Origin of the sequence: Burkholderia sp. Bp8991 (assembly GCF_003853795.1) — a bacterium.
GTDB lineage: Bacteria > Pseudomonadota > Gammaproteobacteria > Burkholderiales > Burkholderiaceae > Burkholderia.
In genome coordinates this window covers 16860-29612 of sequence record NZ_QTQJ01000040.1, presented here as the reverse complement: position 1 = coordinate 29612, position 12753 = coordinate 16860, and the positions used below count along the sequence as shown (strand labels likewise).

General features: G+C 71.5%; 6 protein-coding genes. 2 read left to right on the top strand and 4 right to left on the bottom strand.

Annotation, left to right across the window (positions count from 1 at the left end):
• The first annotated feature begins 152 nt into the window (after positions 1 to 152).
• Positions 153 to 1079, top strand: a complete 927-nt coding sequence (locus tag DIE02_RS31090) for a DMT family transporter (RefSeq protein ID WP_124523884.1) — start codon at positions 153 to 155, stop codon at positions 1077 to 1079.
• A gap of 458 nt (positions 1080 to 1537) precedes the next feature.
• Positions 1538 to 2818: an EAL domain-containing protein gene (locus tag DIE02_RS31080; RefSeq protein WP_124523883.1), complete on the top strand. Its 1281-nt coding sequence runs from the start codon at positions 1538 to 1540 to the stop codon at positions 2816 to 2818.
• 44 nt (positions 2819 to 2862) lie between these two features.
• Here the strand turns inward: DIE02_RS31080 and arfB are convergent, their stop codons facing one another.
• From arfB to recC, 4 genes are read right to left on the bottom strand one after another with little or no spacing between them, the layout of a single operon-like run.
• Positions 2863 to 3267, bottom strand: coding sequence for an alternative ribosome rescue aminoacyl-tRNA hydrolase ArfB (gene arfB / locus DIE02_RS31075; protein WP_124487531.1), 405 nt, complete (start codon positions 3265 to 3267; stop codon positions 2863 to 2865).
• The gene (locus DIE02_RS31070) at positions 3264 to 5570 is read right to left on the bottom strand and encodes an AAA family ATPase (RefSeq protein ID WP_124523882.1); all 2307 of its coding nucleotides are present in this window, start codon (positions 5568 to 5570) and stop codon (positions 3264 to 3266) included. The genes arfB and DIE02_RS31070 overlap by 4 nt, the downstream gene beginning before the upstream one ends.
• Positions 5567 to 9271, bottom strand: coding sequence for an exodeoxyribonuclease V subunit beta (recB, locus tag DIE02_RS31065; protein ID WP_124523881.1), 3705 nt, complete (start codon positions 9269 to 9271; stop codon positions 5567 to 5569). Before recB ends, DIE02_RS31070 begins: the two co-directional genes overlap by 4 nt.
• On the bottom strand, positions 9268 to 12606 hold the full coding sequence (recC, locus tag DIE02_RS31060) for an exodeoxyribonuclease V subunit gamma (protein WP_124523879.1): 3339 nt from the start codon (positions 12604 to 12606) through the stop codon (positions 9268 to 9270). Before recC ends, recB begins: the two co-directional genes overlap by 4 nt.
• Positions 12607 to 12753: the final 147 nt, after the last annotated feature.

The following is a 12753-nucleotide window of genomic DNA, read 5'->3' as shown; positions in this document are numbered from 1 at the left end:
CAGCCGGTCTCGCGCGGCCGGTCGCCCCGGGCCGGCGACCGGCGACATTCCCGTTTCTGGCCGTTTCTTGCCGTTTCATCCGATCGTGAAACGACGGCGCGGTAACGCGGTGTAAGATCCTTTGCATCCCGTCCCCTCGCCCGCCACGCTCGATGTCGCCCAAGAACGCCTTTCTGCTGACCGTCCTCGCCGCCCTGTGGGGCGCGTCGTTCCTGTTCATCCGGGTCGGCGTCGCCGACTTCGGTGTCGCGCCGCTGATGGCGCTGCGCGTGGGTATCGGCGCGCTGTTTCTCACCGGCTTCGCGCTGACGCGCTTCAAGCCCGCCGAGCTCGGCGCGCAGCTGCGCCGTCGCGCATGGCCGTTGTTCGTCGTCGGCGCGCTGAACTCGGGCATCCCGTTCTGCCTGTTCGCGTTCGCCGAACTGACGCTGTCGGCCGGCGTGACGTCGGTGATCAACGCGACGACGCCGCTGTGGGGCGCGCTCGTCGCCTACCTCTGGCTGAAGGACAAGCTGTCGCTGCCGCGCGCACTCGGCCTCGTGATCGGCTTTGCCGGCGTGCTCACGCTCGTGTGGGACCAGGTCGCCAACGCAAACGGCAGCACCGGCGCCAGCGCCACCGCGCTGGCTGCCGCCGCCGCGCTCGGCGCGACGCTGCTGTACGGCATCGCGGCCAACTACACGAAGCGCACGCTCAGCGGCGTCGACCCGCTCGTCAACGCGACCGGCAGCATGATCGGCTCGACCGTGCTGCTGCTGCCGTTCGCGATCGCGACCTGGCCCGCGGCTGCCGTCAGCGCGCATGCGTGGGGCGCCGTGCTCGCGCTCGGCATCGCCTGCACGGGCATCGCGTATTTCATCTTCTTCTACCTGATCGCGCATATCGGCCCGGCCCGTGCGATTACGGTGACGTTCGTGATCCCGGTGTTCGGCCTGCTGTGGGGCGCGCTGTTCCTCAGCGAACATGTGTCGGTCGTGATGATCGAAGGCTGCGCGATCGTGCTCGTCGGCACCGCGCTTGCGACCGGCGTGATCAAGCGGATTCCCGGATTGGGCCCGCGCGGCGGCGAAGCGGCCTGAGCGACGCGCAGGGCCCGCACCCTGCCGGTTGCAGGTTTCCCGCGACGCGCCGGCCACCGTTCGTCGAGCACCGCGCATGGACCGGAGCGCGACGGCGCAGGTCGTTTTGCATCTGATGCCGATGCAGCCGCATGGCTTGTCCGTTTTTCCGTTTTCCTGATCCGCCGGCCTTCTTCGCACGCAATGCACGCGGCACACGCGGCGCTGTCGCCGCGTGCACGACCGGCGGCCCTTGCGTGTCGCGCTTGCGGGCTGACAGCCCGGTCCACGCGACGGTGTAGCGTTTGCGTCTGGAGTTACCCTGATACGCGCGCCGCGCCATTCCCGTTACACTCGTAGCACTCATCCGCAGAAGGCGGTCACGATGCACCACGTTCTTTCGCGTCCACCTGCGCGTGCGACGGCTTCTGCGTGGCGCGCACGATACCGCCCCCCGATCGCCCCAGGGCATCGTTGACATGAAGCCCGCCCGCGACCTCTCGCTCGATTCCCTGCTCGAACGCCTGACACCGACGCCCAGCGGCTGGATCGCCACGTATCGCGACACGACGCTGCGCAGCGTGTTCCAACCCGTGCTGTCGATCACGCACAAGCGCGTGGTCGGCTATGAAGCGCTGCTGCGCGTCGTGGACGAGAACGGTACGCTGGCTTCGCCTGTCGCGCTGTTCGACAAGACGCGCGCTGCTGCCGACGCGCTGCTGCTCGACCGGCTCGCCCGCTGCCTGCATACGGCCAACTTCGTCGCGCAGGGCATCGGCGACGGCTGGCTGTTCCTGAACGTGACGCCACGCGTGCTCGATTCGGGTCTCGTGCAGCGCGAATTCGTCGAGGCGCTGTGCCGTCATTTCGCGCTGCCGCCGAACCGCATCGTGCTGGAAGTCGTCGAGCAGCCGTCGCGCGACGAAGCCGCGCTCGCCCGCACGATCGACATGATCCAGCATCGCGACTTCCTGATCGCGATCGACGATTTCGGCACCGGATTCTCGAATTTCGACCGCGTGTGGCGCGCGCGACCCGATATCGTCAAGCTCGATCGCTCGCTCGTCGAGCGCGCGAACGCGTCGGCCGACGATCGCCGCATCATGCATCACCTGGTATCGATGCTCCACCAGGCCGGCGCAATGGTGCTCGCGGAGGGTGTCGAAAGCGACGACGCGCTGCAGACGCTGATGGAAGCCGATATCGATTTCGTCCAGGGCTTCCAGTTCGGCCAGCCCGATGCGTCGATCGCGCACGCGAGCGCCGCGGCGCCCGCGATGCTCGACGCCGCGTGGCAACGCTTCATCGCGCGCCGGCATACGCCTGCGATCGCCGAGCAACCTGGCTTCGATGCGATCGAGCGGCTCGTGCTCACCGGCGCGGCTGCCTTTTCCGCGAGCGGCAACCTGCAGGACGCCGCGCAGCGCGTATTCGCGGTGCCGGCCGCGCGCCGCGTGTTCGTCACGGACGAGATCGGCGAACAGTTCCTGCCGTCGATCGGCGCGCGCCCCGAGGATGGCCAGGCGAGCGGCACGCGGCTCGCACCGTTGTTCCCGGAGACGCACAGCAACTGGTCGCGGCGCCCGTACTTCCAGCGCGCGATCGCGGCGCCGGGGCGCGTCGCGCTGATGGGCCCGCACTTCTCGCTGACCGAAGGCCGCGACTGCTACACGGCGGCCGTCGCGATTCGCGCGCAAAGCCGCCTCGTCGTGTTCTGCGTCGACTTCGTGCTCGACAGCGCGGGCACCGTGATGCGCTGACGGGCGCGGCGGCGCCCCGCCATGCCGGCCGGGCCGATCTTCCGTCAGTCGATCACCTTCCCTCTTCCGGATTTCACCACGCTGCGGCGCGACTTGTGTTCGAGCCGCCGCTCCTTCGATGCACGCGTCGGCCGTGTCGCCACACGCGCGCGCGGCGTGAGCGCGACGCTGCCGATCAATGCATCGAGCCGCGCGAGCGCCGCCTCGCGGTTTTTCTCCTGGGTGCGGTATTCCTGCGACTTGATCACGACGATGCCGTCGCGCGTGATGCGCTGGTCGGACAGCGCGAGCAGCCGCTCCTTGATGACGGGCGGCAGCGACGACGCGCGGATGTCGAAGCGCAGGTGAATCGCGCTCGATACCTTGTTGACGTTCTGGCCGCCCGCGCCCTGTGCGCGCACGGCGGTCCATTCGACCTCGGCCGGATCGAGCGTGTAGCGGATCATCATCGCGACGTCTCCTTGCGGCGCCGCGCGAGTGCCTCGTCGACGCGGGCCGCGAGGCCCGAATCGCGTTGCGTGCGCGTCGCGACCGCCTGCGCCAGCACACGCCGCGGGCCGATCACCTGCACGCGCGTACGCGCGCGCGTGACGGCCGTATAGACGAGTTCGCGCGTGAGCACGCGGCTGAACGACGCCGGCAGCACGAGCGCGGCCTCGTCGAATTCGGAGCCTTGCGATTTGTGGACGGTCAGCGCGAACGCCGTTTCGTGCGGCGGCAGCGCTGCAGGCGACACGGCGCGCGAGGAGCCGTCCGCGCGGCGGAACCACACGCGCAGCACGCCGTGCGCGTCCGGCAGCGCGATGCCGATGTCACCGTTGAACAGCCCGAGCGCATAGTCGTTGCGCGTCACCATGATCGGCCGCCCGGTGAACCAGTGTGCGCCGACCGCGAGCGGCACGCGTGCGGCATGCCGCACATGCGTGGCCACCAGCGCATTGACGTGCTCGGCGCCGCGCGAGCCCGTGCGCGTCGCGCACAGGATCCGGAAGCGGTTGAGCGCATCGAACAACGGCAACGGGTCGGGCACCGGCGCGGACAACGCGGCGCGCAACGCATCGCGGTAGGCGCCGAACCGGCGCGCGAGCCGCTCGACGGTCGACGCCGCAAGCGTGTCGCCCGCATCGTCATGAAACGACGCGGCCGCGGCTTCGTCCGTCGGCAACGCGTCGAGCGCGCCCTGCACGTCGCCGCGACGGATCGCGAGCGACAGGCGGCCGATCGCCGAATCGAGACCGAAGCGGTAATTGCGTTCGAGCCACACGACGCAGTCCGCGAGCGGTGCGGGTGCGGGGGACGCGGCGGCAACGCCGTCCGCGGCGCGCGTTGCAACGGTCGACGCCCATGCCGAATCGCCCGCAGCGGCCGGATCGAACGGCGTGAGCTCGACCGCGTCGAGCCACGCGAGCTCGCCGGCCTCGATCCATGCAGGATCGGTGGCCGCCGAGGTGCGATCGGTGTCGGTCGGCGCAAGCGCCGCAGGCGGCAACGAAGCCGCAGGTGGCGCGGCATCGGCAGGCGAAACCGCTTCAGCCTGCGGCTCGTCGTCGAACAGCGACGCCTGGCGCGTATCCACGTTCCGCCGCGCCGACGCCTTGCGCGCGGGAGCAGCCGGTAACGGAACGGATGCTGGCGCTGGGATTGGCGCGGCAACCGCCCCGGCCGCCCCCGCCGCCTCGCCGTCCGGCACCGGCAGCGCCGCGACGAACGCCGCCTCGTCGACCCCGAGCGCGTCCGCGATGCGCGTGCGCGCCGTGGCGGTAAACGTCGGCCGGGCGCTGAGTTCGGCGAACACGGCGCCTGCTTCGACCGCGGCAAGCTGGTCCTTGTCGCCGAGCAACACGAGCCGTGCGCCGGGCGCGAGCGCATCGAGCAGATGCGCGGCGAGCGCGACGTCGATCATCGACGCCTCGTCGACCACGATCAGGTCGTACGGCAACGGATTGTCGCGATGATGGCGGAAGCCCGCCGCGCCGCCGCCACCCAGCAGGCGGTGCAGCGTGTAGGACGTGTCCGGCAGGCGCGCGGCAAGTTCCGGCGGCAGGTCGCCCGCCCGCCCGTGCAGCGCTTCCTGCATCCGCTGCGCGGCCTTGCCGGTCGGTGCCGCCAGCGCGATGCGCAAGCCCGGATGCGCGTCGAGCAGGCACGCCAGCACGCCGACGACGGTCGTCGTCTTGCCGGTGCCGGGGCCGCCGCTGACGATCGTCACGCGTCCCGTCAGCGCAACGATCGCCGCGACGCGCTGCCAGTCCACGTCGCCCGTCGCGGGCCCGAAGTAACGCGCGAGACTGTCGCGCAACCGGTCCGGCGACAGCGCGTCGCCCGGCGCGGCGATGCCGGCCTGCGCGACGAGCGCATCGGCGAGCCGACGTTCGTAGTCGAAATAGCGCGACAGATACAGATGGTCGAGCCGGTCGACGATCAGCGGCCGCTCGTCGCCGCGCGCGAGCGTGCCGAACGCCACCACGCCGCTCGCGGCAAGCGCCGCGCGCACATCGTCGACCGGTTCCTCGTAGCGCTGCGCGAGCGCGCCGAGCGACACGCACACGTGACCGCCCGCGGTCGCCCGGCTCGTCGCGAACGCGGCGCGTGCCGCCCAGCGCGCGGCCGCGGCCGGCGCACCCGCGCGGCGCGACAGGTCGCCGATGCGCCGCGCGAACCCTTCCGCGAGCGCGATGCCGAAATCCGCGGGCTCGGGCAGGCGCGCGACGAGGCCACCGGTGAATTCGAGCGTATCGTCGGTGACGTTCATGCGCGCCCCCCTTCCATCATCCGGTCGAGCGCATCGACGAGTTCGCGCGCGGGCCGCCGCGCATGCACGCCGGCCGGTTCGCCGCCGCTGCGCCAGCCAGGCCGCACGCCGCGCACGAACAGGTACAGGTAGCCCGCCATGTGCGTGTCGTAGTCGTAGTCGGGCAGCCGCCCGCGCAGATAGCGATGCAGCGCGACCGTATAGAGCAGTGCCTGCAGGTGATACGCGTGATCGGCCATCGCGACGTCGAGCGCGCGCGGACCATAGGCATCCGGCGTATTGCCGAGGTGGTTCGACTTCCAGTCGACGATCCAGAAGCGGCCGTCGTGTTCGACGATCATGTCGATGAAACCCTTGATGAAACCGGCGAGCATGCCCGCGTCCAGCGCAACGTCCGGATAGCCGTGCGCAACCAGCAACCGGCGCAGCGCGCGCAGCTCGAGCGACGGCGCCGGGAACAGGAAACCCATTTCGTCGAGCCGCCTGGCGGGATCGAGATCCGCAAGCCGCATGCCCGGCACGAGCTCCGTGCGCACGACATCGCCGACGAGCCGCGCCATCATCGCCGGCAGGCGCGTCGCGAGTTCGGGCTCGGCCTCGACCGGCCGGTCGTGCAGCGCGCCGAGCGCCGCCCGGTGCCACGAATCGGGCTCGGTGAACCGGCTGAGTTCGAACAGGCGGTGCAGGCATTCGCCCGCTGCCGCACCGCGCGGAAACACGAGGATGTCATCGTCCGGCGGCTCGACCGCAGCCGTGTCGGCCACGACGAACGCGCCGTCCGGCGCCACGGCGGCAAGCGCATCGTGATCGGGCCGCAGCTCGTCGTCCGGCACGAGCGCGACGCCTGCTTCCTCGCGTGCCATCGACGCGGTCAGCGAACTGAAGCTCGCCATCCGCCACGCGTCGCGCAACACGCGCGTCGCATGACGTGCCGCGAGCGTCTGCGATGCATCGTGCCCGGCCGCGAGCCGCTCGCGACGCGCCGGCACCGGCAACGGTGCAACGCTCACGGGCCCGCTCGCGAGTGCTTGCCACGCCGCGTCGAGCGCCGCTTCGTCGGGCGGCTCGTCGAGCCACGCGTCGAACGACTGGCCGGCGCCGGCCACGAGCCAGTTCAGCACGCTGCGCCTCGCCTCGCGGGTCGAGCGCGACGACAGATAAGGCCCGGCGACGAGATAGCACCGATAGACCGCGCGCGTGAGCGCCACGTAGACGAGCCGCGCGCGTTCGGCCGCCTGTTCGCGCAGCGCCTGGCGTGCGGCATGCTCGGCGGCTTCGTCGTCGCACCCGTAATGCAGCACGGCGTCGCCCGCGTCGTCGTGATACTCGCGGGCGTCGGGCAGCGCCGACGCGGGCGGCTCGCGCAGCCCGCCGTCGTTCAGGAACGGACAGAACACGACCGCGTATTCGAGGCCCTTCGACTTGTGCACGGTCACGATCTGCACGAGGTTGCGATCGGATTCGAGACGCAACTGGGCTTCCTCGCCGCCGCCGTCGAGCCGTTGCGCGGCGAGCCAGCGCAGCGTCGGCGCGATGCCCGGCTGCGCGGACGCGCGCGCCTGCGTCAGCTCGGCCAGATGGTTGATGTCGGTCACGCGGCGTTCGCCGTCCGCGCCGGCCATCAGCCGCTCGGCGATCCGCAACTCGCGCGTGAACGTGCGCCACATCACCGCGAAGCCGCGTTCGCGCCACAGCAGCCGATAACGCGAGAAGCGCTCGACCCAGCTCATCGCGTCCGCACTGTCGTCAGCTTCGCGCGACGCGTCGCCGTCGCCCTGCTCCATTCGCCACAGCGCACCCGCATCGAGGCCGAACCAGTCGGCCGCCAGCGCCGCGCGCAGGCGCCGCAGGTCGCCCGGCGCATCGATCGCCGCCAGCACGCGCTCGAGCTGCTCCGCGTCGCCGGTCGAAAACACCGACGCCTGCGCGAGCTCGACGCTGCCGATGCCCCACGTCGCGAGCACGCGCTTCACGAGGCTGCCCTGCCGGTGCGTCTGCACCAGCACCGCGATGTCGCCCGGCGACAGCGGCGTACGCCCGAGCCGCACGTGCCCTTCGCGCGCGCCGCGCATCAGCCGGGCAATCTCGGCCGCGCACGCCTGCGCGGCCTGTGCCTGTGCGTCGCGCTTGAGCAGCGTGCCGTCACCGCCCGGCAGCGCCCAGATCCGGAAATCGCCGGCCGGGCCCGGATCGGTGCCGTCGACGAACGGTGCACGCACGCGCGTGCCGGCCCGCACCGCGTAATAGTCGAGCCCGTCGAGCACGAACGCGCGCGGGTTCGACATGAAGAAGCGGTTGCACGCATCGACGATCGCCGGCGTCGAGCGCTGGTTGACCGCGAGCGTGTAGCACGCGCTCGCGCTGGCTCGCGCGGCGAGATACGTGTGCAGATCCGCCGCACGGAAGCTGTAGATGGCCTGCTTCGGATCGCCGACGAGAAAGAGCGGGCCGCCCGGCGCGAAGATCCGGTCGAAGATCGCGAACTGCAGCGGGTCGGTATCCTGGAATTCGTCGATCAGCGCGGCCGGATAGCGCGCGCGCAGCGTCTCGGCGAGCCACGGATGCGCATGCAGCGCGTGATACAGGTTCGCGAGCAGGTCGTCGAACGACACGACGCGGCGCGTGCGCTTGCGTTCGGCCAGCGCGCCCGGCGCGGTGTCGAGCCAGTCGGCGATCAGCGCGAGCCAGCGCGCGCGCTGCGCGGCCTCGGCCGCGGCCACCGCCGCTTCGAGCGCATCGGCGACATCGAAGAACGCATGCTCGGGCGTTGCGCCGCCCTTTTTCGTCGCCTTCACGAGTGCGGTGCGCGTGAGCTTGAGCGCCGCCTTCGGCAGCGCGGCCGCGGCATTGCCCTGCGCGAAATGCGCGGACCATGCTGCGAGCGCATCGGCGAGCGCGTCGGGCTTGTGCGAACGCTGGTTGAGCGCGGGCTGCGCGGTGCGCAGCAACGCGTCGATCGCGTCGCGCTCGGCGGCCCACATCCGCGCGGCTTCCGCAAAGCACTCGGCGGCAGCGGCCTCAGCCGATTCGTCCGGTTCGTCGACGCCGTCCCAGCGCAGCGCGGCGAGCGGCTTCTTCAGCCGGCGCGCGAGCTGCGCGTCGAGCGCGGCCGGGCCCGCGCCCGAATCGACGAGCCACGTCGCGAAGCCCGGCCAGCGTGCGGCCAGCGGTTCGACGCGCGTGCGCCAGAAGTCGGCCGCAAGCTCGAAGCGCAGCGCCGCGTCGTCGGCCTGCATGTCGAACGCGAACGGCATCGCGGCCGCGAACGGCGCTTCCTGCAGCGCACGCTGGCAGAACGCGTGGATCGTGTGGATCGCCGCCTGGTCGAATGCGCGCAGCGCACGCCGGATCCGCTTCGCGGCAGTCTCGGGGTCGAGCGCGCCGGCTGCGCCGAGCGTCGTCTCGAGCAGGCGCGCGACGAACGGGTCGCCGCCGTCGTCACCGGTATCGAGCACATGGGCGAGCTGCGCCAGCCGGCCGCGGATCCGTTCGTGCAATTCGGCCGTCGCCGCCTTCGTGAAGGTCACGACGAGGATTTCGTCCGCGCCGAGATCCTTCTCCAGCAACAGGCGCACGTAAAGCGCGCAAATGTTCCAGGTCTTGCCGGTACCGGCCGACGCCTCGATCTGGTTGACGCCGTCGAGCGGGCACGCGAACACGTCGAGTTCGAGCGCCGCCTGCGGCTGGGATGCGGCGCTCATGCGACCTCCTTCAGGTGTTCCAGCATCGGCTCGAACACGAGCCGCGCGAGCGTGCCGAACGGCTCGTCGAGCGATGGATGCGCGCCGCGCCATGCGATCGCGATGGCCGGATCGTCGGCTTCGCTCACCACGCGCTCGTTGATCCATACGCTCGCGGCCTTCGCCTCGCCGTCGGACACGCACGCCCATGCGCTGCGCGGGAAGAAGCGCAGCGGCATGCGCCGCCCCGCGCGAAACAGCGCGGCCAGCGGCGCGAGGCGCTCGAGCGGCGCCGCGACCGGCGTCAGCTCGAAGGCGCCGCCGCTGCCGAACCACAGCGTGCGGCGCGGACCGCCGGGCTCCACCGCGCAATAGACGAGATGCGCGAGCCACGCGGACAGGTAGTCGCGCGCGCTCGGCCGTGCATAGCGATAGATGATCTGGCCGGCCGGCGTCAGCCGGTTCAGCGTGCCGTGCAGCTCGAGCGGCGCACTCACCGCATCGCGCGACAGCATCGCGTCGTCGGCGCCGAACAGCGCCTGGTCGGTGTCGGGCCATGCGGGCGCGATCGCGAGCGTGAACGGCCGCCGTTCCATGCCGTCGGCCAGCGCACGCCGCACGTTCGACGCGAGCTGCGTCATCGAGCCGAGCGCCTGGTCGCGCCACACCGCGCCCGTCGCGCCGCCCGGCAGTTCCGGGCTGGCGTCCGCGATGCGCAGCGCATGATCGTGCACGCCGCCTTCGTCCGATTCGATCAAAAGCGGCAGCACGCGCTCGGCGAGCGCGTCGCTGCCCGCGAAGTCGAGTGCGAACGGCTCCGTGTCGAGCAGTTCGGCCTGCGCGTCGGACAGCACGATGCCGAGCCGCGCACGCAGCAGCGCGCGGGCCGGATGCCGCCAGAAACGTTCGAATTCGCTGAACGCGACGGGCTCGACCGGCTCGGCCGGCAGCGGCTGCGCGAAAAACGGCTGCTCGCGCGTCGCGTCGCGCGCGGCTTCGGCTGCCAGCAGCGACGCGAGTGTCGCGCGCTCGGCGTCGTACGAAGCCAGTTCGCTGCCGGGCCGGAAATACTCGGCCGCGAACGGTTGCAGCGGATGTTCGACGATGAACGCGCGCCGCGCGGCATCGACCGCGTCCGGTGGGGCGTCGTCGCCGGCCGTGACGAGCGCGAGATGGTCGAGCAGTTCGTCGACGAGCGCCGCGGGCGGCAACGGCGCGTTGTCGCGAATGCTGCGCCCCGTATAGGCAATCAGCAGCCGGTCGCGCGCGGCGAGCAGCAGGTCGAGGAACAGGTTGCGCTCGTCGTCGCGGCGCTGCCGGTCGCCGAGCTTCGGCAACACGGCCATCAGGTCGAACTCGTCCGCGCGGGCAAGGCTCGGCAGCACGCCGTCGTCCATCCCGAGCAGGCACACGACGCGGTACGGCAGCCCGCGCAAGCTCGTCAGCGACGAGAACGTGACGCCGCCCCACGGCACCCCGCCGCGCGCCGGATCGTCGAGCGCGGCGGCCAGCCCCGCGCGCACGACGGCCGCGGGCAACGCCTCGTCGGGCGCACCTTCCGTCATCGCGGCGAGCATCGCGTCGAGCGCGTCGCGCACGCCCGAAAGCGCATCGGCATACGCGGCGCCGGAGTCGAAGAACCGTGCGAGCGTGTCGGCGAACAGTTCGCTCCATGCGCGCGGCGTGTGTGCGTCGGCAAGCCGTCGCGAGAAGCCGTCGAGATCGTCCGTGAAGCGCGCGAGCCGGCCGAGCAGTTCGGCCTCGCTGCCGGTTGCCGCCTCGATCGGCAGCCACGCGCCGACCGGTGCCGCGCCTTCGGGCATCGCATAGCCGAGGAACAGCCGCGCGAGCGCATCGGAAAACGTATGGCGCGGCGCAGGCACCGCCGCATCGTCGCTCGCCGTCGGCGACAGCCCGCGCCGCGCGCCGGCGGCCGCGAGCCAGGTCTGCACCGTCTCGAGCGCGGCCGCGTCGATGCCGTAACGGGCCGCCACCGCGTCGACGCGCAGCCATTCGACCAGCTCCGGCGCGCCGACCTGCCGTTCCGGCAACGCGAGCCATTCGAGCAGCACGCGCGCGACCGGGTTCGCCTGCGATGGCGGCAGGCCGGTGATCCGGTAAGGCACGCGCGCGCCGCCGGCGCCCGCCGTGCCGAACACGGCATCGATCAGCGGCCCGGCCGCCGCGAGATCCGCGACCGCCACCAGCACGTCGGACGGCTGCAGCGTCGCGTCCGCATCGAACCATGCGAGCAGGCGGTCGTGCAGCACCTCGAGCTGGCGCGCGAGGCTGTGGCACACGTGCACCTCGATCCCGCGCTCGACCGGCGCTTCTCCGAGCGCGGCCTCCGGCTGCAGGTCGAGGATCGCGTTCTGTACGCGCGCAAGCCAGGTCGGCGCGGGATTCCCGACGAAACGCGACGCATCGCCCGACGCGGCGCTTTCAGTCAGTTCGTGCAACATGTGCAGCTGCGCCTGCGTCTGCCGGCCCCACTCGGCGAGCAGCGGATGGCCGACTTCCTGGTAGTCGAGCCGGCCGGCCGCGTCGAGCGCCTCGGCATGCGCGGCGGTGACGATGTCGAACCAGAATTCGCGGCACGGGTTGAGCGCATAGACGCGCACGTCGATCCAGCGCGACAGCTCGCGCAGCAGCGCGACGTGCAGCGGCGGCATCGTCGGCAGCGCGAACACGCTGACCGATTCCGGCCAGTCGGCACGCGGGACGGTTTCGGGATCGAGGTTGCGCGCCTCCACGAGGAAGCGATGCGCGGGCGGCGTGCCGCTGTCGCTCAGCTCCGCGAGCAGCGCGCGCCACAATGCGGCTTGCCAGCGCTCGTCGTCGCGTGCGGCGTCGCTGATCCCGCGCGGCGCGGCGTCGCCCGCGAGCACCGATTCGCCGGCCTGCCATGCGGCCAGCCATTCGGGCCGGTAAGTCAGGTAATGATCGAGCACGGCCGCGACGCGCTGCGCGAGCTCGTAGCGCATTGCATCGTCGGACGCGGACAGATACGCGGCCAGCCGCGGCGACGCGAGCCACGGCGCGCCGCCCGCGCCCTGCGCGAACAGCCGGTAGCAGCGCCACACGAGGCGATCGGGTGCGAACGGCGAGCGTGCCGGCACCGTCAGCACGCGGCCGATCTGCGCCCACAGCCATTGCGCGAGATACGTGAACTCGACGTTCGCGCACACGCCGTGGCGCGCGGCGATGTCGAGTTCCAGACGGCGGCGCAGCGCCGCGCTCGGCACGATGACCTGCTGCGGCGCCCACGGGCCGTTGCGGGCCGGGAACGCGGCCAGGTCGTCGAGCAGCGCGTCGGCCAGCGTCTCGTGACGGTTCGAATAGAAGAGATGGAGCATGAAGCGGGTGTCGGAGCCTCGCACCGGACGGGCCGGGCGCACAGGAGCACCAAGGATAGCAAAAGGGCCGTCGCGATGAACCTCGTCCGAACGGCCAGGTTTTGCGGACCGCGAAATACGATAGACTCGTCGCCAGTCAATACGCCG

Coding starts and splice junctions, on each gene's coding strand:
- DIE02_RS31090 (WP_124523884.1), top strand. CDS start 153: ATGTCGCCCAAGAACGCCTTTCTGCTGACCGTCCTCGCCGCCCTGTGG.
- DIE02_RS31080 (WP_124523883.1), top strand. CDS start 1,538: ATGAAGCCCGCCCGCGACCTCTCGCTCGATTCCCTGCTCGAACGCCTG.
- arfB (WP_124487531.1), bottom strand. CDS start 3,267: ATGATGATCCGCTACACGCTCGATCCGGCCGAGGTCGAATGGACCGCC.
- DIE02_RS31070 (WP_124523882.1), bottom strand. CDS start 5,570: ATGAACGTCACCGACGATACGCTCGAATTCACCGGTGGCCTCGTCGCG.
- recB (WP_124523881.1), bottom strand. CDS start 9,271: ATGAGCGCCGCATCCCAGCCGCAGGCGGCGCTCGAACTCGACGTGTTC.
- recC (WP_124523879.1), bottom strand. CDS start 12,606: ATGCTCCATCTCTTCTATTCGAACCGTCACGAGACGCTGGCCGACGCG.